Consider the following 24,479-nt stretch of genomic DNA (forward strand, 5'->3'; position numbering starts at 1 on the left):
AAATCAATAATTCATTAACTCAACAATTCAGTAATTAAACATATGTCTGTCAAAACAACACAATTTAAGCATGTAAGCTACCTTTGGGATGATGCTACAGCCGCCGAACTGGAAGGCGATGAAGTTGCCCTGCTTATATACCGTTCAAACCTTTTGGGTGCCGATTTGCGCCTTACCAACTATGGTGGTGGGAATACCTCATGCAAACTGATGAGCAAAGACCCGCTTACCGGTAATGAGGTTGAAGTGATGTGGATTAAAGGATCGGGCGGTGATATTGGTACGCTGAAAAAAAGCGGTCTCGCGGCCCTTTATGTTGATCGTTTACGCAGCCTGAAAAATATCTATCGCGGGGTTGAATTTGAAGATGAGATGGTTGAACTGTTCAATCACTGCATTTACGATCTCAACTCAAAAGCGCCATCAATTGATACGCCGTTACACGGCTTCCTGCCATTTAAACATATCGATCACCTGCACCCGGATGCAGCCATTGCAATCGCGGCAGCAAAAGATGGTAAAAAGATAACTCAAGAGCTTTTTAACGGTACAATCGGTTGGGTTGAATGGAAAAAACCCGGCTTTGAACTTGGCCTGCAATTAAAACAATGTTTGGATGAAAATCCGGGTATCCGTGGCATTATGCTGGGCTCGCACGGTTTATTTACCTGGGGCGATACCGCTTACGAAAGCTACATGAATACCCTTGAGGTTATTGAGCGTTGTGCAGAATATCTTGAAGAAAACTACGGCAAAAAAGCCCCTGTTTTTGGCGGACAAAAAGTTGAAAGCCTTGACGAATCTGCCCGTAAAAAACAAGCTGCGGCCCTTGCACCAGTATTACGCGGCTTTTGCTCAAGCTACAGGCACATGGTAGGTCACTTTACGGATGATGCCCGCGTATTGGAGTTTATCAATTCAAATGATCTTGATCGCTTAGCACCGCTGGGTACCAGTTGTCCGGATCACTTCCTGCGTACCAAGATCAGTCCGCTGGTACTTGACCTTGCACCGGGTGAAGACCTGAGCGATGTTACTGCTTTAAAAGCACGTTTAGCCCCGGCATTTGAGGCCTACCGCCAAATGTATACCGATTATTACAATACCTGCAAACATGATAACAGCCCAGCTATCAGGGATACCAACCCGGTAATTATCCTGTATCCGGGTGTAGGTTTGTTCTCTTTCTCGAAAGACAAACAAACAGCCCGTGTTGCCGCCGAGTTTTATACTAACGCCATCAACGTAATGAAAGGTGCTGAGGCAATTTCTGAATACACCTCTCTCCCACGCCAGGAAGCTTTTGATATCGAATATTGGTTATTGGAAGAAGCCAAATTACAGCGTATGCCTAAGCCCAAAGCCCTATCGGGTAAAATCGCCCTGATTACCGGCAGCGCAGGCGGCATTGGTAAAGCTATCGCCAAAAAATTTGTCGACGAGGGCGCGGTTGTTATTTTAAATGACATGAACGCCGAGCGTTTGGATGGTGCGGGCGAAGAGTTCAAAAAACAATATGGCAAAGATTCATACACTACTGCCATACTTGATGTTACCAAAGCCGATCAGATCAACGAAGCCCTTGAAATTGCTGCTTTAGCTTTTGGCGGGGTTGATATTGTGGTAAACAATGCCGGTTTATCTATCTCTAAATCAATTGCCGATCATACCGAAAAAGATTGGGACCTGTTGTATGATGTATTAGTGAAAGGTCAGTTCTTCATTACCCAGGCTGCTGTAGCTGTGATGAAAAAACAAGACATTGGCGGTGATATCATTAACATTGTAAGTAAAAACGCTTTGGTCAGCGGACCGAACAATGCTGGCTATGGTTCGGCAAAATCAGCCCAGTTACATCTGAGCAGGTTGAACGCTGCTGAGCTTGGTACCGATAAGATCCGTGTGAACGTGGTTAACCCGGATGCCGTAATCAGCGACAGCAATATTTGGGCCGGCGGATGGGCCGAAGGTCGTGCTAAAGCTTATGGCGTTACTGTTGAAGAGCTACCTGCTTACTACGCTAAACGTACTTTATTAAACGAGGTAATTTTACCCGCCGATATTGCTAACGCTTGTTTCGCCTTTACCGGCGGCTTGCTCAACAAATCAACCGGCAACGTGTTGAATGTTGATGGTGGCGTGGCCATGGCCTTTGTAAGATAGATCATGGTTAATAGATCATGGTTCATGGTCTTAGCTTAAAGACTTACGAAGTTTTAAAAACTTCGTAAGTCTGGTTAATCGTTTAGCTTTAAAGAAAATAAAACCATGTCATTGCGAGCGATAGCGTGGCAATCGCACGGAAGCGTGGCCACCATGCGTAGCCACTCTGTATAGCATGCGATTGCTTCGTTCCTCGCAATGACATATTTATAAATTTAGCAAGTTCAAGCATGGACGCTCAAACCTGCTCATATAACTAATAACCAATACCAATTATGCAGTTAGAAAAATATAAAATTGATGAAGCCAATCATCAACAGTTGAAAGATCATCAGCGCAAGTTTGATTTTGTTGCCGGTGATGTGAAAAACCTGGATACTATCCTGCAAAAACTGATCGATTTTAATATCGCTATACCAAGCTGGGCTTTAGGTACGGGTGGCACACGTTTCGGCAGGTTTTCGGGTGGTGGTGAGCCCCGCAGCCTGGAAGAAAAGATAGAAGACGTAGGTTTAATCCATGCACTTAACCGCAGCAGTAACTCCATATCATTGCATATTCCATGGGATATCCCATCTAACGCTTCGGCTATCAAAGCGCATGCAGCTCAATTGGGTTTGCATTTTGACGCGGTTAACTCCAATACATTTCAGGATCAACCGGATCAGGAATTTAGCTACAAATTTGGCTCGCTTCACCATGTGGACAAAGCGGTACGCAAACAGGCTGTAGCCCACAATATCGAGGTAATTAAATACGGCGTTGAGCTTGACTCCAAAGCATTATCGGTTTGGCTGTCGGACGGATCCAATTTCCCCGGTCAGCTGAATATGCGTGGCGCTTTTGAACGTACTTTGGAAAGCTTACAGGAAATTTATGATGCCCTGCCCGATGACTGGAAAGTTTGGGTTGAGTACAAACCTTACGAGCCAAACTTCTACTCAACCACTATAGGTGATTGGGGGCAATCATACTTATTGTCGTCTAAATTGGGCCAAAAAGCACAAACCCTGGTTGACTTGGGGCACCACTTACAGGGCGCGAATATTGAGCAGATAGTTTCATTGCTGTTGATGGAAGGAAAGCTTGCAGGTTTCCACTTTAACGATTCAAAATATGGCGATGATGACCTTACCGTTGGCAGCATCAACCCATACCAGTTGTTCCTGATCTTTAACGAACTGGTTGAAGGCATGGACGCCCGAGGCATGACACACGCTACCTCTATAGGCTGGATGATCGATGCATCACACAACATTAAAGATCCGATTGAAGATCTGCTGCAATCTGTTGAGGCTATTAAGATAGCTTATGCACAAGCCCTTTTAGTTGATACTCCTGCCTTGGTACAGGCACAACAAGATAATGATGTAGTGCTGGCCCAGGAAATATTACAACAGGCTTATCGCACCGATGTTCGTTCGCTATTGGCCGAGGCCCGTTTAAGGGCAGGCGGCGCGTTAAACCCGCTGGCTGTTTACAGACAGCAAACCATCAGGCAGCAACTGATTAACGAAAGAGGAGCTAAAGCAGTATCAACCGGATTGTAAGCCTATGGAGCCAATACCCGTTATTGCCGTTTTTGATGTGGGTAAAACCAACAAGAAGCTGTTCCTGTTCGATCAGAACTACAAGATAGTTTTTGAACGTACGGCCCGCTTCCTGGAAACCCACGACGAGGATGGCGACGCATGTGAAAACCTCGACAGCCTCAGGCTATCGGTGTTTGACTCATTGCGCGAAATTTTTAAGCATAAGGAATTTGATCTTAAAGCGGTTAACTTTTCAACATATGGAGCCAGCTTTGTTTATGTTGATGAGTATGGGAAGCCGCTAACACCACTGTATAATTACCTAAAGCTATATCCGCCGGAACTGGGCAAGCAGTTTTATGAAAACTATGGCGATGAAGCCAGGTTTGCGCTCGAAACTGCTTCGCCCGTTCTGGGCAACCTTAATTCGGGGTTACAGTTATACAGGCTTAAATATGAGCAACCCGAAGTATTTAAACGGGTGAAGTATGCCCTCCATTTGCCGCAATACATGAGCTATCTCATCAGCGGGCAAATGGTAAGCGATTTAACCAGCATCGGCTGCCACACTGCGCTCTGGGATTTTAGTAAAAACACCTATCACAACTGGTTAAGCGATGAAGAAATCCTGCCTAAAATGGCACCCCTTCACCCTGCCGATAGTGTCTTGTCTGCCGAATTTCCGGGCAGTACTTATAAGGTTGGCATCGGGTTGCATGATAGTTCGGCTGCGTTGATCCCCTACCTCGTGAGTTTTAATATGCCTTTTGTGCTGATCTCTACCGGCACATGGTCTATCAGCTTAAATCCATTCAACCAAACGCCGCTTACCCCCGATGAGTTGAAACATGATTGCCTCAACTACCTGCAATACAAAGGCAGTCCGGTAAAGGCATCGCGCTTGTTTACCGGCTACGAGTATGAGCAACAGGTAAAACGGATAGCCGCTCATTTTAACCAGGACGAGATCAGGTACCGTACCATAAATTATGATCCGGCTATTGCAGTACGGCTAAATAATCAGCCAACATTACAGGCCGACGAAAATGAGGGATTACAGAAATCGGTATTTGAGCTGCGTGATTTAAACAGCTTTGCCGATGATCTTGAAGCCTATCATCAACTCATGATTGATATTGTTGCCCAGCAAACCATATCAACCAATTATGTTTTAAATGGCTGTAAGATAAAACGCATTTTTGTTGATGGCGGTTTTAGCAAAAACAGTGTATTTATGCACTTACTGGCGCTGGCATTCCCTCATTTGGAAGTTTATGCCGCGTCAATGGCGCAGGCAACGGCTGTTGGTACCGCCCTTGCTATTCATCATGCATGGAACACGAAAACACTGCCGCATGACCTGATCGAATTGAAATACTACTCGGGAGTGCAGAGCGAAGTATATTAAACTTAAAAATCCGGTTATCAGCCGGATTTTTTTATTTTAGGGCAACCAATCAAAGGCCCCCCTCATGAAAAAATTAGCGCTGTTTCTGTTATTGCTCAACTTTGTATTTGTTGCCAACGCGCAACAAACTAAACGCAAAAAAGCGATTATTGTACTTACTTATGATGATGGCATCAATTCGCAGTTAAACATCGCTATTCCCCAGTTAGATTCGGCACATCTCACTGCCACATTCTTTTTAATGGGCAACATGACCGAAGCTACTTTACCCCGCTGGCGCGAGGTTGGTAAAAAAGGTTACGAGTTGGCTAATCACACTTTATATCATCCTTGTCTGCTTACCAACGTAAAGGCCAACCCCGCAAATAACTCGGCCATTTATACACCATACATGATGCTTCGCGAAATAAACGAGATGAATACCCTGCTTTTTGCCCTTGATGGCAAAACAAGTGGGCGTACTTACGCTTATCCATGCACCGAAGTTGAGGTTGGCGGTATAAACTATGTTGACACATTACGCAAAGCCGGGCTGGCAAAATATGCCCGTATTGGCGGTGGCCCAGATGCCGTGATCACCGACTTTAAAAACCTCGATCCGTTAAAAGTACCTTCATGGGGTGTAACGGGTAACCCGGTGACAGGAGATGCTCTGATAGATTTTGTTAAAAAAGTACAGCAAAGCGGGGGCCTGGGCATTTTCATGTTTCACGGCGTAGGCGGCGACTACCTGATCACCCCTGCTGATGCCCACAGAAAGTTATTGACCTACCTCGCAGCCCACCGAAACGAGATTGAAGTAACAACGTTTATGAAAGCGATGGATGAGGTAATGGCCACTAAATAATCAGGCTATCAAATTAACAATATCAGCTATCACCGCCTCATCTTTGATAATTCGCTCATGGCCACGTCCATCGTAGGCTTTAGTCTGGATAGATGGATATACGGCAAGGAAATCTTTCAAAAACTTGTACGGTGCAGTTTTATCATCCTCATCATAGGCAAGCCAGTGCCGTTTAATAGCACCTGAAGGGTATAATCTATCCATTGTAAAACCTGATGCCTCCATAGCAAAAAGGTGTTCAAAATCGGCAAAAAACTTATCCTGAATCGCCGGCGCAACATCGGCTGCATTGAGGCTTGCAACAAAGTTTTCTTTAAGGTTTATAAGCGGCGCGATGCTGATGAGCAGAGCGGGCTTGATAGCGGTTTCCTTTACAGCGATGGCATTGGCCATGGCACCTAACGAATGACCGATAATTATATCCGGCGCACCAAAAGTATTGATCACAGCTTCCGCTGCTTTGGCGAAGAGTAACAGATTTGACAGTTCCCCTTCCGAACTGCCATTACCCGGCGCGTCGAAAGCGATGACCTGTGTATCTGTAATATTTTTTAAAGCGGTAATAAGCTCGGCAAAATCGGCAGCTTTTGAACCCCAACCATGTGTGATCATAATCTTTCGGCTGCTTTCGCCCCAGACAAAACCATTGAACTTTAACACTGATTTTGCAAAATGAGGATCATCAACTTCAAGCGTAAAAGGTTTAGCTTCGTCAAGCAAATGTTGCTGCTGCAGGCGTACCGGCATTTTAGGCGAGTAACAGATAAGCTGCCACAACAGGTTTGCCATATCTGGCGCTTCGGCTCCGTTAAGGGATTTTACCTGATTAAATACCGTCTTAAACTTTTTCATAAATAGATACAGGATTTTGTCTGCAAAGTAAACAATTACCCTTCAAAATATACCGAAAGGTATTTTGTTTACATTTTCCCGACGAAATCCTGTAAATGAGTTGATGAACTACTTCCCTCGCCCCAGCCAAAGCAGCGAATTGATGATCAGCTTATCTACATCATCATTGGCAAAGGTTTGCGATAGTTCTTTATTGGTACCACCATCATAGTCCATAGCATTATGACCAATATTAAAGTAAACCATTTTGTATTTTTTGTTTGTCCAGGCTACAGGGTAATAGCCGCTATGCCAGATCTCGTATTGCTTTGGGCCTGTGCCTAAAGGAAAACTTGTTGAATCAACCGATAACAAGATGTCTATATCCGGGTTCTTGCGCAGATCGTGTTCCCAGCGGTACCATTCATTAGGATTTGTTTTAAATGTCTTAGGCAAACCTTTGGTAACAGGATGTTTAGGATCTTCAACCCTTAATATGGCCGGGGTTGGGTGCCAGGTATTGCTTACATATTGCCCGGAGCCTAAAAATTCGTTGTGATACCAGTCCCAATTTTGCGGAAAATCCGAAGGCGTAAGCGCAAAGGCCGAGAAGTGAAAACCCATCCAGGCGCCACCCTTTTTCATATATTGCTCAAAAGCCGCACGTTGCTCAGGATTATCGGCACGGGTATCTAAAAATATCACCACCTGGTATTTGGCCAGAAATTCGGGGTTCATATTAGCCCAGTTATTGGTGCTATCGTAAGTGAAATTATACTTCTTCGCCATTTCAGGGAACCAGCGGTTAGCCTCATGCATAAAGCTGATATGCGCCAGATCATTCCGGCCGGTATAAAAGGCTATTACTTTAAATTTCTTCTTGCTTTGGGCATTAACATTTACCGCAGTAAAAACAGCCATAACGATGAGAGCTGCAAACAGCATCATCCTGTTAATCATAGTCCGGTTGATCATAATAATCGTGTGTTTATAATTGTGATTATAAAACTAAGGGATTTGATTTTATGATGTTAAGAAAACGATATAGTGAGAGGTGATGTAGGGGGAATAATGATGTTGGTGTTCTTACGCTCGTTTACAACGAGTGCTTAATATGGTTTTGCGATTGTATCCCAACTAAGGGATTAACGAGAACAGTTGCGGATGTGCGGACTATTAATCAATGCTTCTTGAGATGCTAACCTTCTTCATAAATTTCCAATTTCATTACAAAAGCTACAAAGTTTGTTGCAATTAGAAATAAGTCATTACCAAGCGGACTTTCGTGATGGAAATAATAAACATATTCGTAGTCAGCCTCTCGAAGGCTCATACATATGATATCTCCTAATTCGCCATCGCAGATTGGTAATAGGCCAACGGGCAATTGTTCTTCAAAAGTTGAAAGAACTTCAGTTATTGACGATCCATCATTTCCGGTAATACAATAAAAATCGCCAACGCTTATTTTATTTCCCTTTAGCATAACGGGATTTACGTCAATACATTTTGCACAAACAAGTTCTAAAAAGGAAAAAGCACCTATATTTATATAAAAGTCTTTGTAAGATTGAGGCAAATGTGAATTAAATATTGCTTCTATATTTAGAAAGGCGTTCTGTATCTGTTGCTCATCATCGGCACAAAAGAGATTCTTTTCAACTCCTCCAATTAACTTAAGTTTTTCAATCATATTATTTTCAATATAGACTGTTGTTAATTCCTCTTCTTGCGCTCGTTTGCAACAAGCGCTTAATATGGTTTGGCCATTGCATCGCTCGTTGCGTTACAAACGTAAACCCAGTTACGCACTCGTTACAAAACGAGCGCGAGTTTTTTTTGCCTTTTCCCCTTGCCCGTGTCCCCACGGGCAACACGTACCTTATAACACCATCTGCTCAAACAACCTGTTCAAGGTAGCCTCGGCATCGGTAGTCATGCCAGGGTGCACTTTTGATGCCTGTACCACTGTGCTACGTGTTGCCGTAAGCCAGCGAAAGCGCGATGGCTGATCCAACTGCGCTATAGGGCCTGCATCCTTCTCGCCATTACAAATCCGTTCGAGGGAATTGATATTTTCCTTGAGGCAATCCAGGTCCAGGTCACCACAAAAAGCAGCCAGCCGTTCATCGTCAGGTTTGAATAGTACTTTTAAAAACTTTTGTTTTGGACAAAACAATATCACCCCGATATTGATAAACTCTTCGCGCTCCACCCTCGGTACAACGCGGATAACTGCGTACTCAAATACCTGCATATAGGGCTTGTTTTGCGGCGTTAACAAATACTTCTGAAGCGGCCAGCCGGGTTATTAAAAACTCGGCGTAGATATTCCGTACTTCGTCAGGCGTTTCTTCAAAATCCCTATAGGTGATCCATTCGTCAGGAATCAGCGCTACTATATCACGGATCTTTTCGGGCGTTAATATCGCTTTAAATTCGGCGTCAACAGTATCTAACTGATTAGCACGGGCCAATAGCACATGATCTTTCACCTGCAAAAACGGACGGATAGCCATTTCCTGCCAGTTGTTCCAGGAGTGATGGAAATACAGTGCGGCACCGTTATCAATCATCCATAGCTCTTTATGCCATATCAGCATATTGGTATTGCGCGCGGTACGGTCAACATTGGTAAGCAAGCAATCAAACCAAACTATTTGCGACGCCAGTTTAGATTCAACCACGGTAACAGCAGGATCAAATGTAATTGCGCCTGACAGATAATGCAGCGCGAGGTTAAGCCCTACACTAAATTTCAGCAGGTCCTGGATCTCTTCATCAGCCTCCGAACGACCGAAAGCTTCATCCAGGTTGGCGAAAACTAATTCAGGCACTTTAAAACCTAACAGTCGTGCTATTTCGCCGCCAATTAATTCGGCAATGAGGGCTTTTACGCCCTGCCCCGCTCCGCGGAACTTTAGTACATATAAAAATTCGTCATCAGCTTCGGCAATGGCCGGCAATGACCCGCCCTCGCGCAACGGCGTTACGTAACGGATCACGTTAATGGTGCGGAGCTGTGGTGGTGTGTAATTCATAGTTTTTAGTTAAGCAAAAGCCAGCGTTAGGGATTGCAGCGGATACCGGCCCGAGCGTAATGCCTGCAGGCGTATGAGCGGAAAGCCCGGCCTACGCCCTAATTATTCTTTAATTGAGCTTAGGTTTCAACCAACAATCATTCGCCGCTCAATTGCCGCGGTGGCTGTTACTTTTGTCTTGATACAAAAGTAACCAAAAACCGAGTGAAACGAGCTCATGAGTACCTATTAAAACAGAATACTTAACGAATAAATCAAGTCAGCAGAGAGGTTTCTTTGCCGCACAAGTCCGCCCACTGCCCACCGCTGGCCTTTGCCCGGCAAAGCGGATAAAACCACGGGCTGCAAACAGTTGCTCCACTTCGTTCGCTCGTGCCCAACCCTTCTGCAAATATTTGCTATGCCCCTGCCACTACACTACCCACCACTGTTTTACCCGCTTTCATCCGAAACTTATCTGCTGACGGAGAAACAATATCTCATTACAATAATAAGATTCTAAAACAACTATCCTGTCAATCCTTAAATCCCCAAAATCATGGTTCAGAAAAAAAATCAGCGAAATCAAAAAATTCAGTGATACCTGCTGACATAGGGCTGTCATTAGCCTGCCGTTACTTTACATCAGAAAACAAAAACACAACACTTATGGACACTTTAAAATCATTATTGCAGGAGATGGAACAGGAAGCTCAAACCACCGAAAAAATGCTGAGCCGCATCCCCGACGATAAATACCAATGGAAACCGCACCCAAAAAGCATGACCATTGAACAACTATCTACCCACATTGCTGAATTACCTACCTGGGTAAGCCTGACCCTACATACCGATGGACTTGACTTTGCTACCGTACCCTATGAACCAAAAAAAGTAAGCGGCACAGCCGAATTAATGAAACTATTCGAAGATTCATTGGCCGATGGCTACTCAAACCTGCAAAAGGCCGATGTCAGCACTTTTGATAAGATTTGGACATTGCGCAACGGAGAACAAATTCTGAATCAACGTTCGAAAGCCGACGTAATCAGAATGACGTATTGCCAGATAGTGCACCACAGGGCACAGTTGGGCGTTTATTTGCGTTTGCTGGATATTCCTATTCCGGGAAGTTATGGCCCGAGCGCGGATGAGCAGGGCTTTTAAAAAGACGAGGAAAAATAAGATCAGTTAATAGTTAATAAAAAAGCAAAGCGGGCAAAAGCAAGCTTTGCTTTTTTATTTCTTTTTGCACTCAACTACGGTGCTTTGAGAGCTTGCCTGTATTAATTTCTTCCAGGAAGCCATTTTCGTTAATAGCATATCGGGCCTCTGAGGTATCGGTATCTATTTTGTAATTAACGGTCTTTACTTTTTTGTTCCTGATCCTTTTGCCAAAAATGAACATCGGCAAAATGAAAACCGCAAGCAGGACTACAACTTGTAACAGGGTTGTGTACATAACGTCTAACATAAAAATTTAAGTCTGATTGGTACCTATATAACGTTATTGGGGGCCAAATGGTTCACCTTTTTAGTGATATTTTGTATCAATCATTTGTATGTATAGCTAAATGTGTGCCATACTTATATCTGACGTTGTATGTTACCTTAATATTACACTTAAGTTGATATTTAATTGATTTATAACGAAATGAACTAATCGCTGCACTATCATATTGATAATAGCGCCTATCGTTTTGAAATAAATAATATACAGTACAGTTTCGTGATTTTAGTACAGTAGCGAAGTATCGTGAAAGTACGAAATTTGATGGTTTGAGAAGCGTCCGTGAGGACACGGACGCGGGGTGGATCAAGCAATTTTATTTCTCCGATCCGTGTCCCCACAGATCGACTGTTCTTTATAACCCGTAAAACGCTATCGCGTTTCCGCCAAAAAACAACTCCCGTTCAGTAGCAGACAGGCTTTCTGCATAAAGGTTCATCACCTCCATAGTTTTTTCATAGCCGCCAGCCAGTAAACATACCGGCCAATCAGATCCAAACATTACCCTGTTGATACCGAAAGCATTGAAAACTATATTGATATATGGAATAAAATCAGCAGCCGGAGTATTGTGCCAATCGGCTTCGGTAAGCAGGGCGGATACTTTGCAAAACACATTTGGATAGCTTGCCAGCTTTTCGATATCCTGTTTCCAGCCGTCAATTTTACCGGCTTTGATGTACGGTTTGGCCATGTGGTCGAGCACAAATTTTTGATCCGGAAATTCGGCTACCAACTGTGCGGCATAAGGCAAGTGGTTGGGGAAGATCAGGATATCATAAGTGTACTCGTATTTGCTCAAAGCAGCAATCCCTTTTTTAAATGCAGGGGCAAGCATGTATTGCTCATCGGGTTCCGACTGTAAGATGTGCCTGAAACCTTTAAGCTTTTCATACTTTTTAAAATGATGCAACCTTTCATCCAGGTCATCAGCCTTCAAATCAACCCAGCCTACTACCCCTTTGATAAAAGGATTGACAGAAGCCAGGTCAAGCAAAAATTCGGTTTCTTTTTCCGACTGATCGGCCTGAACTGCTACACAGCCATCCATGCCGTGTTTTTGCAATACAGGTAAAAGGTCTTCCGGATAAAAATCCCGACCTATTACCTGCATATCTTCAGTAATCCAGCTATCCCTTACCGGGTTGTATTGCCAGAAATGCTGATGTGCATCAATTTTTAGCATACGCTATTACATTTTGTTTTGATTGGCCAAGGCCTTCAATACCTAATTCAACCACGTCGCCCGCTTTTAAATAAATTGGCGGCTTCATACCTAAACCAACACCTGCAGGTGTACCAGTAGAGATAATGTCGCCTGGTAACAAGGTCATGAACTGGCTGGTATATGAGATCAGGTGCGGCAGGTTAAATATAAAGTTTGATGTAGTACCGTCCTGCATGGTTTCGCCGTTTACAGTTAACCAAAGACGCAGGTTATGCGGGTCGGCAATTTCATCAGGCGTAGCCAAAAACGGACCAAGCGGCGCAAAAGTGTCGCAACCTTTACCTTTATCCCAGGTACCATTACGCTCTAACTGAAACTCACGCTCGCTCACGTCGTTATGCAATACGTATCCGGCAACATAGTCCATAGCTTCAGCTTCTTCAACATATGAGGCTTTTTTACCGATAACCACAGCCAATTCCACTTCCCAATCGGTTTTAACCGAATTTTTAGGGATCATAATATCATCAAACGGACCAACAATAGCAGTAGTTGATTTCATGAAGATAACTGGCTCCGGTGGCAGCGGTGCATTGGTTTCTTTTGCATGATCGGCATAGTTCAAACCAATACAAACCAGTTTTGAGGGGCGGGCGATAGGGCTTCCTAAGCGTACATCTTCGGCAACTTCAGGCAACAGGTTATCTTTTACAAAATCAGCAAGGCGGCTAAGTCCATCAGTTTCAAAAAACTGCTCGGTGTAATCTTCGCCAAAGGCAGATACATCATATCTTTTATCGTTTTGTATAATTCCCGGTTTCTCTTTACCTGGCTCGCCAAATCGTATAAGTTTCATATTATCGTTGTATTAGTTAGTTGTCAGTTTAATAATAGTATCGTTAGGGTCGGTTGCAACACCGTTAAGATATACAAACACGCCCTCGGTTTGTTGTTTAAATTTTACCGCGCTGCCATCGGCCAGTAAGGCGGCTTTAGTTACCTTACCTTTTAATTGCGGAATGAAAACATACGGTTGCTGTGGTGGCGTCATCACATGCACATAAAGGTTTTTATCTTTTTGCGTGATAACTCCCCAGGGCTGTGCGGGGATACCGCTACCCCGGGTGCCGTAAATAGCTTCGCCATTTTTTTGTACCCATGCGCCTACAATAGCCAGCGTATCGGTAAACTCAGGCTGAATTTTGCCATTAGGCATAGGGCCAATGTTTAATAAAAAGTTGGCGTTTAAACCTGCCGCGTTCACCAGGTAATGGATAATACGTTTGGATGATTTAAAGCTCCTGTCAGTAATGTTAAAGCCCCAGCTATTGTTGATAGTTTCGCAGGTTTCTAAAGGGAGTGCGCCGATCTTTGATTTGCCGCTGAAGCCAGTGGTGTTGGCTCCGGGCAGGTCTTTTTCAAACATCTGAAAATCTTCGCCTTCCTTTGGTTCAAGGTGGTGATTATTGCCTACCAGTATCGCCGGGTTCAGCTTATGGATTAAGCCATAGATCTCGTCATAATGCCAGTTAACATCACGCTCCCAATGGCCATCAAACCATATGCCTTTAACACCCGGATATTTGGTAATCAATTCGGTAAGCTGGGCTTTCATGAAATTGATGTAGCTGTCCCAATCGCCGTTTACAGGTTTACCATCGGCAATCGGGCTACCATAAGCGTAATCTTTACGTCCCCAATCCAGCAATGAATAATAAAAATGCAGCTCGATCCCCTCCTTAACACATTCCTGCGCCAGTTCCATCAATGGGTCTTTATGGTAAGGCGTAGCATCAACAATATTATATGGCGATGCCTTGGTACCGAACATGCTGAAGCCATCATGATGGCGCGAAGTAATGGTGATATACTTCATGCCTGCTTTTTTTGCAAACATCACCCATTCATGGGCGTTAAAAGCCTGCGGATAAAAAAAATCGGCCAGGCGTTTATAGCTATCATAAGGAATATGCTTTTCATTCATTACCCACTCACCTGCGCCAAGCTCACTGTAAATGCCCCAGTGAATAAACAGACCGAACTTCATATCCTGGAAGTTTTTCCTTGCGGCAAGGTTATCGGCAGTTGGTGTGTAGGTTTGAGCGCCCGCGCGTACCGCGCCAAGCAGCATACCCATTAATAATAGCTTTTTTATCATATCAAATCAGGTTTTAATTGTTCAGGGTGATGAAGCCGCCATCGATAGGATAATCGGTACCGGTAATGAAACCAGCTTCGTCCGAACACAGGTAAAGTGCCAAAGCTGCTACTTCTTCCGGTTTCCCCATCCTGCCTATCGGCTGGCTTTTTGATAGCTTTTCAAAGATCTCTTCTTCGCGGCCTGCATAGTTTTTAGCGATGAAGCCATCAACAAAAGGTGTATGAACCCTTGCCGGCGAGATACAGTTACAACGGATATTATCATGCAGATAATCGCGTGCTACGGACAGAGTCATGGCGTGAATAGCGCCCTTGCTCATAGAGTAAGCAAACCTGTCGGTGATACCTACACTGGCTGCTATTGAAGCGGTGTTCAGGATTACGCCGCCACCATTATTTTTCAATACCGGGATTGCCGCGTAAAGACAGTTGTAAGCGCCTTTAACGTTTACATTAAATACACGTTCAAAATCTTCGGTACTGGTATTATCCGCGCGACCGATGTGCGCTATACCCGCGTTATTGATCAGGATATCTATCTTACCTATTTTGGTGAAAGTATCAACTACTTGTTGTTGATTACTTACATCACAAGCATAGCCGGTAGCCTTTCCGCCAGCCGTGGTTATTTCGGTCACGGTATCTGCCGCTGCCTGATCGTTTAATTCGATGATATGAACCTCGGCGCCTTGTTGTGCAAATAATACGGCCATAGCTTTACCTATGCCGCTGCCGCCACCTGTTACAATTACTGATTTATTGGTTAGTTTAAACATAAGCCCCCTCTAAATCTCCCCCTGAAGGGGGAGACTTTTATTTTATGGTTATTAAATATTTCGTCATTCAAAACGGTGGCCAAGTGCGATTCCCCTCTTGAAAGGGTGTAGGGGTGTGTTTCTATGTTTATATTCTGCTCGCATAGACACACCCCTCCTAACGCTCTTTTCCATCGCTCCCCCTCTCAAGAGGGGAGCTTTTTATAGTTTGCCGTTGTTGATATTATCACCAACAACTTTCTTTATTTACAACGATACCCCTCTCTTCCACGGAATAAAATCGTCCTGGCCAAGCTTTACCGATTTCGGTTCTGCTTCGCCGCTGGCAACTTTTATTACGTAATCCAGGATGCGCTCGCCGGCCTGCTGTATGGTTTCAGCGCCTTCAATGATGGTTCCGCAGTTGATATCTATAATATCGGGCATGCGCTGAAACATAGCCGTATTTGTTGATAGTTTAATAACCGGCGTAACAGGATTACCTGTAGGCGTGCCCAAACCGGTAGTGAACAATACGATGTTAGCACCGGCTCCTACCTCGGCAGTGGTGCTTTCAACATCGCTGCCCGGAGTACATAATAGGTTTAAACCTGGCTTGGTTACTTTTTCAGGGTAATCCAATACGGCTGTCACTGGTGATGTACCACCTTTTTTTGCTGCCCCTGCCGATTTAATGGCATCGGTAATTAATCCATCACGGATATTGCCCGGCGATGGGTTAGCGTAAAAGCCAGAACCATCTGCCTCTGCACGGGCATTGTAAGTGGTCATGAGGTGCATGAAGCGGTTGGCTGTGTCTACATCGATACAGCGGTCACTCAGCTCCTGTTCTACACCACAAAGCTCCGGAAACTCCGACAGGATCACCGAACCGCCCATGGTAACCAGCAGATCGGATAAATAACCCAATGCAGGGTTGGCCGAAATGCCAGAAAAACCATCTGATCCACCGCACTCCAAACCAACACACAATTTTGATAGAGGCGCAGGCTGACGTATAGTTTCATTAGCTTTTACCAAACCGGCAAAAGTTTGCTTTAAAGCTTGTTTCAATAGTTCACTTTCGGTACCAACTTTTTGTTGTTCCAAAACAACCAGCGGCTTGCTGAAGTTAGCATCGCGTTTGGCAATTTCATTTTGTAAAATACTTACCTGCGCGTGCTGGCAGCCCAAGCTCAATATAGTTGCACCAGCTACGTTAGGATGCGTGATATAACCAGCTATTAAACCGCAAAGCGCGTCAGAATCTTCACGCGTGCCACCGCAGCCCAAGCTGTGGCTCAGAAATTTGATGCCGTCGATATTTTTAAATAATCGTTTGGAGTTTGGCTTCTCTTCAGTACCCTGGATATCGGCATTCAGGATCTCCTCTACAGATTTACCTGCCTGGTAAAGCTCCATCAGCTGCTCAACATCGCCCTCATAGCTCTTGGCTTTTTTATAACCAAGCTTATCAACCAATGCTTCCTTCAGCACATTAATATTTCTGTTTTCGCAGAAAACAAGCGGTACTACTATCCAATAGTTGCCTGTACCAACCGAACCATCGGCACGGTGATACCCCATAAAGGTTTTGCCATCAAAATTGCCGGTATCGGGTTTGTGCCAGTTCAGTTTACGCTCGCCAAGGTGAAAACCTTCGGCAGCGTGATGTACGTTTTCGGTAGTAAGCAAACCACCCTGCGGTATAGTTGCAGAGGCCTTGCCTACCAGTACGCCATACATGTAAATTTCTTTGCCTTCGGGCAATTCATTAATAGCAAACTTGTGCTTTGCCGCTATTTTATCTACCAGTGGAAAAGTCTGCCCATCAAACGTAATAACTGTTCCTTGTGCCAAATCTTGTAAGGCTACCAGTACGTTGTCATGCGGATGGATCCTTAAATATGTTTCTTTTTGTGTTGACATTATTTTATATGATCGGTCCTTTTTTTAATAAGGACAATATTTTTTAGCTTATTGCTGAAGCGTAAGTTCAATTACCGGTATTTCGTAATTAGGCTTCTGCGCGGGCAGCGTTAACTCCAGATCGTCGCCGTTAGTTTCTTTATATAAAAGCTCTGAGCTGTCGTTCAAAAACTGCGCGTATTTGATTTTTCCTTTATAACCTGGCAATATCAATTTACCCTGCGGGTAGCTGAACAATTGTACATACAATTTACCGGCGGCTTTGTTATAAGTAAGTTTAGTTCCTTCGGGTATTTTATAGGTATCGGGAGCAAATGTGCAATTGTAGATAGATTTGCTGTTGGCATGCATCCAGTAAGCCAAACTATCCAGCGCATTAGTAGCACGATAATCAAATTCGCCACGCGCGGTTGGCCCAACGTTTAATATCAGATTGCCGCCATTGCTTACCGAAGTAATTAAGAGGTCGAGTAATTGACGGTGGGTTTTCCAAGTATGCTCATCTCTGTAGTATCCCCACGAACCTGAAAATGTTTGGCAGGTTTCCCAGGTTTTACCACGGTATTTAGCCAGCTCGGCGGTGCTTACCTGTTCAGGTGTTTCAAAATCGGCTCCGTCTTTATATTCTTCTAAATTTAAGCGGTTATCTACTATAATGCCGGGCTGCAATTTCCTGATCAGTTTAAGCAGCTCAACAGATCCCCATTCGTCTTTGCCTTTACCATGGCCATCTTTGCGTGGAAATGAAAAATCCAGCCAAAGGATGTCGATTTTGCCGTATTTGGTTAACAGCTCGGTGATCTGATCGCGCATGTACTGGCGGTATTTAGCCATGTCTCTTCCCTTGTTCAGTTTAGCATATGACGCATCACTTTTATCAGCGGGAGACTGCGGATGGATCTCATCAATAGTATATTGTGGGTGGTGCCAGTCTAACAGCGAATAATAAAAGCCAACTTTTAAACCCTGCGCACGGAAGGCGTTCACATATTCGCGCACCAAATCGCGTTTAGCCTTGGTGTTGGGGGCTTTATAATCGGTAAACTTTGAATCAAACAAACAAAAGCCTTCGTGATGCTTGGTGGTAAGCACCGCATATTTCATTCCAGCTGCTTTGGCCTGTTTAGCCCATTTCTGTGGGTCGAACAGATCGGGGTTAAACTGGTCGAAATATTTCTGATAACCGGCATTATCAATTTTTTCGTTGTGCTTTACCCATTCGTGACGGGCCGCCTGCGAATACAGGCCCCAGTGAATGAACATACCAAAGCGGTCGTCCTTCCACCATTCCATGCGTTTCTCTTTTTGGGCATCAGTTTCGGTGCCTATCATCTTTTGCGCGAATACAGATGGAGCCATCAGTAACGCGAACATCAGTAGTAATTGTAGTTTCTTTAGCATAGCTATCCTGTTTTATAATGAGAAAACTTTATCCATTAAAACCCATTTAGCACCTACCGGCGCATTTTTTACCGGAGACTGGTAGCCCCACATCAAATCTTCCCACTCCTGTACTTTTGGATTTGCCGCATCCATTGCTGCCGATTTTTCAAAGCTGAAAGTATCATCAACCTCCATGATCATGAACATGCGGGTATCAAAACGGTAAATCTCCATATTAGTGATTCCCTTGGCAGTAATGCTGTCATGAATTTCGGGCCAGATGGCTTCGTGATATTTTTCGTATTCGGCAATGAGTGCCGCGTCGTCTTTCAGATCGAGGGTTAAACAGTATCGTTGGCTCATAGAATAGCTCTCAAAAAAGTTTATATCGGTAATACAAAGAAATAAGGTTTACAGGTAAATAAGTATCTAAAATTGGCCAAAACGTTCAGCTTTTTTGGCATAGATCTGAACCATGATTTTTAGGATTAAAGGATTGTCAGGATTCTTATCTGCAACCGGAATTTGTCTGAATCAGAATTTTCAGAATTAGAAAATTTTCAAAATGCTAATCAATCAGCAAGCGGCAGCGGGGAACGTAAAATTTGATAAATTCGTTTTCAGAAAAAATCAACGCAATCAGCGTTATCAAAACAATCAACGGTCATTCATTCCTCAACGAATTTGTTGGATTGGCCAGTGCAGCCCTAAACGTCAAATAAAAAGTAGTTGCTACAGCTATCGCCACCAAGGCGAAAACCGGTAGTACAAACTGCCACCAGGTAAGTTGAACCCTGAAAGCATAGCGATTAAGCCATTGATTGATGAAAATGTACGCCAGCGGGATAGCCACAAGGCTTGATATAAAGATGAGCTTCACTACATCCCAGGTGAGCAGAGAAATAATGTTTTGTACCGATGCGCCGAGTACTTTGCGCACGCCAATCTCTTTAGTACGACGAGCAGCTGAATAAGCCGTTAAGCCGAACAGACCAATGCAGGCGATAAATATTGCCAGCGAAGCGAATAGCGTAAACACATGCCCAAACTGCGTATCCTGCGCATATTGACGATTGTAAAAATCGTCAAGGAAAAAGAAATCGAATGACGACTCCGGGAAGGTATCATTCCAGGTGGCTTTGATATGCTCAACCATCTGGCGCATGTTGTTGCCATTCACTTTTATGGAGATATAATCGGCCGGGATCCATGGTAGTTTGGGATCCATGAACATGATAACAGGCGTATAATTTTTTTGTAATGATTGCTGGTGATAATCCTTCACTACACCAATGATCTCGTTGGGCTCTTTCTCTAATGTTTCGATCCATACCTTTTTACCCACGGCATCCTGAGGCGATTCAAAACCAAACTGTTTTACAGCAGCTTCGTTCATCACCAAACCAACAGAGTCTGTAGGTCGGTTTCTGTCAAACGCCCTGCCGGCTATTACCTGCAAGCCATAAGTTTTAATAAAATCATGATCGGCACGCAGCATTTCATAAGTACGTTCCTCCGATTTAGGGGCTCCGAAACGCCTGTCGGCTAAAAACTTACCTACTTCCTTGCCCGGTACCGCGCCTGAAAGCGTAACAGCCTTTACACCGGCAAAAGCCTGCAACGTGGTTTTAAAGATGGCTGTTTTCTGGTTATAATTTGGCGTATTGACAGGCATTTTCACAACAATGGTTTGATCGATGTTAACGCCGGTACTCTGGCTGTTCATGTAAACTATCTGCCTGTAAACCGCGAAGGTGCCTGCAATAAGCAATACCGAAGCCATAAACTGGAACGCCACCATGCCGCGGCGCAGGAGTATCCCACTTTTTGAAAATGAAAAACGACCTTTTAATACCGCAATAGGCTTCATTCGGGCCAGTACCGTTGCCGGGTAAATCCCCGAAAGCAAGATACTGCTAATAAATACTGACCCCAATTTCAAATATAAAGCGCCATCAAACAACAAACCGTACGCCCCTTCACCATATAAGTAGTTCATGACGCCATAGCGGCCCACTAATACTAATATCAACGCAACCGCCAGGGCAGCAAGGTTGATGATCACAGATTCGGCAAGAAACTGCATAATAAGTTGCGGGGCATGTGCGCCACTTACCTTGCGGATACCTACCTCCCGCGCCCTGTCCACCGATTTAGTGGTAGCCAGGTTGATGTAATTAATGCAGGCAATGAGCAAAATGATATAGGCTATGATGCTCAGAAAATCAACCGCGAAACGGTTGCCTTTTACCTCAATTTCATTGGGTTTGGCTGGATTTAAATGAATCTCGGTAAGCGGAACAAGCTTAATTGTCCACTTCAAATCTTTCAGGGAAAGACCGGTTTTATACCGTTCAGCCAGTGCCGGAAATTTAGCCTCAACCGCCGCCGGGCTGGCATGTGGCTTCAATTTCACAAAAGTGTAGCTTTCATGCAGGTACCAAAAATCCTTTTCAAACCTGGGTATGGTAGCCCATGAAACCAGGAAATTAAATTGCATAGTTGAGTTAGCGGGCAGATCTTTAAACACACCGGTAACCATACAATGGTAGCTATCGCTCAGCGTGGTAATATCCAGAAACTTACCCATCGGCTCCGCATTACCAAAATACTTTTTAGCCGCCGACTGCGAAATTACTATGGAATTAACTTCATTAAGCGCGGTAAGCTTATCGCCCTTAAGCATAGGGTAAGCAAAAAAGTTAAAGAAATTGCTATCGGCAAAGCAAACATGCTCTTCCCTGAATTTAATGTTATTGTATTTCACCACCCGCTCGGCATTATGCCAGTCGATACGGGCAAATGATTCAATTTCGGGAAAGTTAGCCTTCATAGCTGTGGCGTAGCCGTTGGTACTTGTTGGCCAGCTATCACTGAGGTTATCGCCGCGGTAAAACTGGCTTTCAACCCGGTAAATGTTCGCAGCATCCTGATGCATGCGGTCAAAGCTTTTTTCAAAATTTACGTATGCAAATATCAATATGAACGCCGCCATACCTAAGGCAAGCCCGGTAACATTAATAAAAGTGTAAGTTTTGTTTTTAACAAGGTTGCGCCAGGTAACAAGCAGAATATTGCGGATCATATCGTAAAAGGTTGAGGTTTACAATATAAGGATATAATAATAAAATGTCATTGCGAGGAGCGAAACGGGAGTGAGCCAGGGCGCGACGTGGCAATCGCATGCTATACAGAACGGCCATATCTCCGTGCAATTGCTACGCCATTGATAACGACGTAATCCTAATCCGTTGATTATTAAATATGTTTTTGATTGGTATTATAAATATGGGCGTTGCCTGCGGCCCGTGCTATTCGCTCATACTGCACAGGCATTAGCCACAAGGCCGGTATCCGCTACTATCACTAACGCGGCCTGCGCACCAAAGCTAAGATACATTTTCACTGATGGTTACTCAGAATGACGATCTTTATGCTGCACCCTTCTTCGTAAACTCTTTCTGATACATCAGCGGACTTTTACCGGTTACCTGTTTAAAATGCTTATGAAATGTAGAAAAGTTATTAAAGCCGCTATCGTAGCAAAGCTGTTTGATATTGAGCTTGTTTTCGATAAGCAGTTTACAGGCGTAGCCCACCTTTATTTCGATCACAAACTGCGAATAAGTTTTGCGGGTTTTTGATTTAAAATAACGACAGAATGAATTGGCGCTTACGCCAGCTATATCGGCAATTTCTTCGAGGTAGATCTTTTTACGGAAGTTGCGTACCGAGTACTCGTAGATATTATTGAGCCTGTCGCTTTCCGATTCGTTATGATCATACTTAAACCCAATTGATGTTAAATAATTAAGTGGCGAACTACCCGCTATGGTATTCAACGCTTTGAGCAGCATGATAATTCTTTCCGCACCATCGGTATTGAGCATGGCGACCAAAATATTAGCTACTTGTGTTTTTGTTTCGCCCGTTATCTGTAAACCACGTTTGGAGCGTTCAAGCAATACTTTAATCAGCTTGTTTTCGGGAAGCTGAAGAAACTGATCGCCCCAAAAGTTTTCACAAAAATGCACTACAATAGTATCAACCGGCACGTGGTCGCCACTATGGCCAAAGTGTACATCGTCAAAGCGCCAGTAGTGCGGCAGGTTTGATCCAACAAGTACCATATCACCGGCTTCAAACTGTTTAATGCTATCACCTATAAACTGCGTTCCCCCACCCTTTGTAAAATAAATGAGCTCCAGTTCCGGGTGGCAATGCCAACGGTTATTGATATCCGGCAATACATCATGCCTTACGCTGAAGGAATGCGCCGGATCGGCAGATACTTTGAGTAAAAGCGGTTTCATTCAGTTTTATTTACAAACAACGGGCTAAATGTAGTAAAAAAGTGTAAAAATTGCTCAATTTCAAAAAAGTGTAAAGCGTATCCTATTTTTTAGATTATCTTCAACTACCAATCAAACCCGAACCAATTTTATAATGAAACCTAAGTACCTTTTAATTTCCCTGTTGATCCTATTTCCATTTATTTTACAAGCCCAAAGTAACTTCAAGCCTGGTTATGTTATTACTATTAACGGCCAAACCATTCAGGGCTTTATTAACGAAAAAGAGTGGGATACCAATCCTGCCATTATCACTTTTAAAACCGCCTTAAGCGGAGCAGAAGTAAAAGACTACACGCCGAACAATATCTCCTATTTTGAAATAACCAATTCGGTGGCTTATCAACGTTACAGTGGCTTTATTAGTACAGATGAAACAAATACAGCGAAGCTGTCAACCGGACGCGATTCAAGTAAAAAACAAGATGTTGTATTCCTAAAACTGCAACAAAAGGGGCCTAATGTTTCTCTTTACTCCTATAACGACGCTATTAAAATGCGGTATTTTATAACGGACAACAAAGCCGGCAAAACCGCGGAACTAATATTCAGACAGTATTTTTTACCGGAAATGAGTACAACTACCCACAGCGAAAATGAATATGTTCCGCAATTATATGATCTGGCCGCAAAATATAACCCAGGTTCGGCTGAGTTGAAGCGCCTTATAGAAAATGCACGATATAGCCTGTCTGATCTAAAAAAAGTGTCCCAACAAATTAATAATCTTTCTGTCGATAATACTCATTATGGAACCTCACCATCAATTGATTTCTTTGTCGGTGCAGGAGCTGATGCTACTACCTACACTTATTCAGGCGCAGCTCCATTTTTATATAGTATCCCAAACAAAACATCCGTAGCGCCTTTTATAACAGCTGGCCTTAACTTTTACCCTAACTATGATGCGGGCAGATTTGCATTTAGGGCTGAAATACTATACACATCAAGCTCATACGAATCTCAGGTTGACCTTTATTACGCTCAGCCCGAGAAACCAAAGGGCACATACCGACTTAAACAACACGAAATTGGCTTAGGCCCTGAAGTTTTATATTTCATATATAATACGAAAGATCTAAAAGTTTACCTCGGAGCAGGCCTTTTGATAAATTTGGCCAGCTATAGTGGCAATACTACCACAAATAATGCTGATGCTTCGCAAGTAATGGTCAATGTAATTCAGCTTGATAAAAGATGGTTATCATATCCGGTAAAAGCCGGATTACTTATAAATAAGAAGCTTGAGGTAGCTTTATCTTATGCCTTCCCATCATCAATAACAGACATCGCTTCAAACTCTCCTTATAAATATGCGCTCAAAGTAAGTAGTATCAAAGGTGGTTTAAACTATCATTTTTAACATCACTAATATTAATCCACAATTAAAGCGTATTAGTATACAAGAGCGGTATTTTTAA

The 24,479-nt window shown here is 43.6% G+C and carries 21 protein-coding genes; 6 read left to right on the forward strand and 15 right to left on the reverse strand.

Going from position 1 to position 24,479, the window contains the following annotated elements; all coding sequences use genetic code 11:
- The first annotated feature begins 42 nt into the window (after positions 1-42).
- From DEO27_RS16255 to DEO27_RS16270, 4 genes are all read left to right on the forward strand, one after another.
- Complete coding sequence (locus DEO27_RS16255; RefSeq protein ID WP_112568023.1) at positions 43-2,163, forward strand: bifunctional aldolase/short-chain dehydrogenase; 2,121 nt, start codon at positions 43-45, stop codon at positions 2,161-2,163.
- Between the two features lie 275 nt (positions 2,164-2,438).
- On the forward strand, positions 2,439-3,713 hold the full coding sequence (locus tag DEO27_RS16260) for a TIM barrel protein (RefSeq protein ID WP_112568021.1): 1,275 nt from the start codon (positions 2,439-2,441) through the stop codon (positions 3,711-3,713).
- Between the two features lie 4 nt (positions 3,714-3,717).
- Positions 3,718-5,103 carry an FGGY-family carbohydrate kinase gene (locus tag DEO27_RS16265; protein ID WP_112568019.1) on the forward strand — a complete coding sequence of 462 codons (1,386 nt, stop codon included), beginning with the start codon at positions 3,718-3,720 and terminating at the stop codon, positions 5,101-5,103.
- A gap of 64 nt (positions 5,104-5,167) precedes the next feature.
- Positions 5,168-5,950, forward strand: coding sequence for a polysaccharide deacetylase family protein (locus tag DEO27_RS16270; RefSeq protein WP_112568017.1), 783 nt, complete (start codon positions 5,168-5,170; stop codon positions 5,948-5,950).
- On the opposite strand, the gene DEO27_RS16275 is transcribed toward DEO27_RS16270, so the two are convergent.
- The 5 genes from DEO27_RS16275 to DEO27_RS16295 all read right to left on the reverse strand — a co-directional run bounded on the left by DEO27_RS16275 (position 5,951) and on the right by DEO27_RS16295 (position 9,822).
- Positions 5,951-6,802 (reverse strand): alpha/beta hydrolase, encoded by an 852-nt coding sequence (locus tag DEO27_RS16275; RefSeq protein WP_112568015.1) that lies wholly within the window; start codon positions 6,800-6,802, stop codon positions 5,951-5,953. It abuts the gene before it with no gap.
- 108 nt (positions 6,803-6,910) lie between these two features.
- A complete protein-coding gene (locus DEO27_RS16280) occupies positions 6,911-7,756 on the reverse strand; it encodes a ThuA domain-containing protein (RefSeq protein WP_223817967.1) in 846 nt (281 codons plus the stop codon).
- A gap of 223 nt (positions 7,757-7,979) precedes the next feature.
- Complete coding sequence (locus DEO27_RS16285; RefSeq protein ID WP_112568013.1) at positions 7,980-8,474, reverse strand: SMI1/KNR4 family protein; 495 nt, start codon at positions 8,472-8,474, stop codon at positions 7,980-7,982.
- Between the two features lie 189 nt (positions 8,475-8,663).
- Positions 8,664-9,038 (reverse strand): DUF3037 domain-containing protein, encoded by a 375-nt coding sequence (locus tag DEO27_RS16290; protein WP_112568011.1) that lies wholly within the window; start codon positions 9,036-9,038, stop codon positions 8,664-8,666.
- A complete protein-coding gene (locus DEO27_RS16295) occupies positions 9,025-9,822 on the reverse strand; it encodes a HipA family kinase (protein WP_112568009.1) in 798 nt (265 codons plus the stop codon). The genes DEO27_RS16290 and DEO27_RS16295 overlap by 14 nt, the downstream gene beginning before the upstream one ends.
- A 648-nt stretch (positions 9,823-10,470) precedes the next feature.
- Here DEO27_RS16295 and DEO27_RS16300 point away from each other — a divergent pair.
- A complete protein-coding gene (locus tag DEO27_RS16300) occupies positions 10,471-10,968 on the forward strand; it encodes a DinB family protein (protein WP_112568007.1) in 498 nt (165 codons plus the stop codon).
- 88 nt (positions 10,969-11,056) lie between these two features.
- On the opposite strand, the gene DEO27_RS16305 is transcribed toward DEO27_RS16300, so the two are convergent.
- The 10 genes from DEO27_RS16305 to DEO27_RS16350 form a co-directional block, all read right to left on the reverse strand.
- Positions 11,057-11,263 carry a hypothetical protein gene (locus tag DEO27_RS16305; RefSeq protein ID WP_090528232.1) on the reverse strand — a complete coding sequence of 69 codons (207 nt, stop codon included), beginning with the start codon at positions 11,261-11,263 and terminating at the stop codon, positions 11,057-11,059.
- 403 nt (positions 11,264-11,666) lie between these two features.
- On the reverse strand, positions 11,667-12,497 hold the full coding sequence (locus DEO27_RS16310; RefSeq protein ID WP_112568005.1) for an amidohydrolase family protein: 831 nt from the start codon (positions 12,495-12,497) through the stop codon (positions 11,667-11,669).
- The gene (locus DEO27_RS16315) at positions 12,484-13,335 is read right to left on the reverse strand and encodes a fumarylacetoacetate hydrolase family protein (RefSeq protein WP_112568003.1); all 852 of its coding nucleotides are present in this window, start codon (positions 13,333-13,335) and stop codon (positions 12,484-12,486) included. Before DEO27_RS16315 ends, DEO27_RS16310 begins: the two co-directional genes overlap by 14 nt.
- Positions 13,336-13,347: 12 nt before the next feature.
- Positions 13,348-14,637: an alpha-L-fucosidase gene (locus tag DEO27_RS16320; RefSeq protein ID WP_112568001.1), complete on the reverse strand. Its 1,290-nt coding sequence runs from the start codon at positions 14,635-14,637 to the stop codon at positions 13,348-13,350.
- Positions 14,638-14,650: 13 nt separating this feature from the next.
- The gene (locus DEO27_RS16325) at positions 14,651-15,415 is read right to left on the reverse strand and encodes an SDR family NAD(P)-dependent oxidoreductase (RefSeq protein ID WP_112567999.1); all 765 of its coding nucleotides are present in this window, start codon (positions 15,413-15,415) and stop codon (positions 14,651-14,653) included.
- Positions 15,416-15,661: 246 nt separating this feature from the next.
- A complete protein-coding gene (locus tag DEO27_RS16330; RefSeq protein ID WP_112567997.1) occupies positions 15,662-17,323 on the reverse strand; it encodes a UxaA family hydrolase in 1,662 nt (553 codons plus the stop codon).
- 48 nt (positions 17,324-17,371) lie between these two features.
- Positions 17,372-18,724: an alpha-L-fucosidase gene (locus tag DEO27_RS16335; protein ID WP_112567995.1), complete on the reverse strand. Its 1,353-nt coding sequence runs from the start codon at positions 18,722-18,724 to the stop codon at positions 17,372-17,374.
- A 12-nt stretch (positions 18,725-18,736) separates the two neighbouring features.
- Complete coding sequence (locus tag DEO27_RS16340; RefSeq protein ID WP_112567993.1) at positions 18,737-19,069, reverse strand: L-rhamnose mutarotase; 333 nt, start codon at positions 19,067-19,069, stop codon at positions 18,737-18,739.
- Between the two features lie 301 nt (positions 19,070-19,370).
- Entirely contained in the window at positions 19,371-21,791 is a 2,421-nt protein-coding gene (locus DEO27_RS16345) for an ABC transporter permease (protein WP_112567991.1), read from the reverse strand.
- Between the two features lie 346 nt (positions 21,792-22,137).
- Complete coding sequence (locus DEO27_RS16350; protein ID WP_112567989.1) at positions 22,138-23,019, reverse strand: AraC family transcriptional regulator; 882 nt, start codon at positions 23,017-23,019, stop codon at positions 22,138-22,140.
- A gap of 133 nt (positions 23,020-23,152) precedes the next feature.
- On the opposite strand from DEO27_RS16350, the gene DEO27_RS16355 reads away from it, so the two are divergent.
- Complete coding sequence (locus DEO27_RS16355; protein WP_112567987.1) at positions 23,153-24,421, forward strand: hypothetical protein; 1,269 nt, start codon at positions 23,153-23,155, stop codon at positions 24,419-24,421.
- Positions 24,422-24,479 lie beyond the last annotated feature (58 nt).

It is taken from the genome of Mucilaginibacter rubeus, from assembly GCF_003286415.2.
Taxonomy (GTDB): domain Bacteria; phylum Bacteroidota; class Bacteroidia; order Sphingobacteriales; family Sphingobacteriaceae; genus Mucilaginibacter; species Mucilaginibacter rubeus_A.

What these genes read in the sequence shown, in the direction of transcription:
- DEO27_RS16335 (WP_112567995.1), bottom strand. Translation starts at nt 18,724, where the DNA reads ATGCTAAAGAAACTACAATTACTACTGATGTTCGCGTTACTGATGGCT.
- DEO27_RS16305 (WP_090528232.1), bottom strand. Translation starts at nt 11,263, where the DNA reads ATGTACACAACCCTGTTACAAGTTGTAGTCCTGCTTGCGGTTTTCATT.
- DEO27_RS16325 (WP_112567999.1), bottom strand. Translation starts at nt 15,415, where the DNA reads ATGTTTAAACTAACCAATAAATCAGTAATTGTAACAGGTGGCGGCAGC.
- DEO27_RS16260 (WP_112568021.1), top strand. Translation starts at nt 2,439, where the DNA reads ATGCAGTTAGAAAAATATAAAATTGATGAAGCCAATCATCAACAGTTG.
- DEO27_RS16295 (WP_112568009.1), bottom strand. Translation starts at nt 9,822, where the DNA reads ATGAATTACACACCACCACAGCTCCGCACCATTAACGTGATCCGTTAC.
- DEO27_RS16255 (WP_112568023.1), top strand. Translation starts at nt 43, where the DNA reads ATGTCTGTCAAAACAACACAATTTAAGCATGTAAGCTACCTTTGGGAT.
- DEO27_RS16310 (WP_112568005.1), bottom strand. Translation starts at nt 12,497, where the DNA reads ATGCTAAAAATTGATGCACATCAGCATTTCTGGCAATACAACCCGGTA.
- DEO27_RS16265 (WP_112568019.1), top strand. Translation starts at nt 3,718, where the DNA reads ATGGAGCCAATACCCGTTATTGCCGTTTTTGATGTGGGTAAAACCAAC.
- DEO27_RS16345 (WP_112567991.1), bottom strand. Translation starts at nt 21,791, where the DNA reads ATGATCCGCAATATTCTGCTTGTTACCTGGCGCAACCTTGTTAAAAAC.
- DEO27_RS16330 (WP_112567997.1), bottom strand. Translation starts at nt 17,323, where the DNA reads ATGTCAACACAAAAAGAAACATATTTAAGGATCCATCCGCATGACAAC.
- DEO27_RS16290 (WP_112568011.1), bottom strand. Translation starts at nt 9,038, where the DNA reads ATGCAGGTATTTGAGTACGCAGTTATCCGCGTTGTACCGAGGGTGGAG.
- DEO27_RS16275 (WP_112568015.1), bottom strand. Translation starts at nt 6,802, where the DNA reads ATGAAAAAGTTTAAGACGGTATTTAATCAGGTAAAATCCCTTAACGGA.
- DEO27_RS16350 (WP_112567989.1), bottom strand. Translation starts at nt 23,019, where the DNA reads ATGAAACCGCTTTTACTCAAAGTATCTGCCGATCCGGCGCATTCCTTC.
- DEO27_RS16340 (WP_112567993.1), bottom strand. Translation starts at nt 19,069, where the DNA reads ATGAGCCAACGATACTGTTTAACCCTCGATCTGAAAGACGACGCGGCA.
- DEO27_RS16300 (WP_112568007.1), top strand. Translation starts at nt 10,471, where the DNA reads ATGGACACTTTAAAATCATTATTGCAGGAGATGGAACAGGAAGCTCAA.
- DEO27_RS16315 (WP_112568003.1), bottom strand. Translation starts at nt 13,335, where the DNA reads ATGAAACTTATACGATTTGGCGAGCCAGGTAAAGAGAAACCGGGAATT.
- DEO27_RS16355 (WP_112567987.1), top strand. Translation starts at nt 23,153, where the DNA reads ATGAAACCTAAGTACCTTTTAATTTCCCTGTTGATCCTATTTCCATTT.
- DEO27_RS16320 (WP_112568001.1), bottom strand. Translation starts at nt 14,637, where the DNA reads ATGATAAAAAAGCTATTATTAATGGGTATGCTGCTTGGCGCGGTACGC.
- DEO27_RS16280 (WP_223817967.1), bottom strand. Translation starts at nt 7,756, where the DNA reads ATGATCAACCGGACTATGATTAACAGGATGATGCTGTTTGCAGCTCTC.
- DEO27_RS16270 (WP_112568017.1), top strand. Translation starts at nt 5,168, where the DNA reads ATGAAAAAATTAGCGCTGTTTCTGTTATTGCTCAACTTTGTATTTGTT.
- DEO27_RS16285 (WP_112568013.1), bottom strand. Translation starts at nt 8,474, where the DNA reads ATGATTGAAAAACTTAAGTTAATTGGAGGAGTTGAAAAGAATCTCTTT.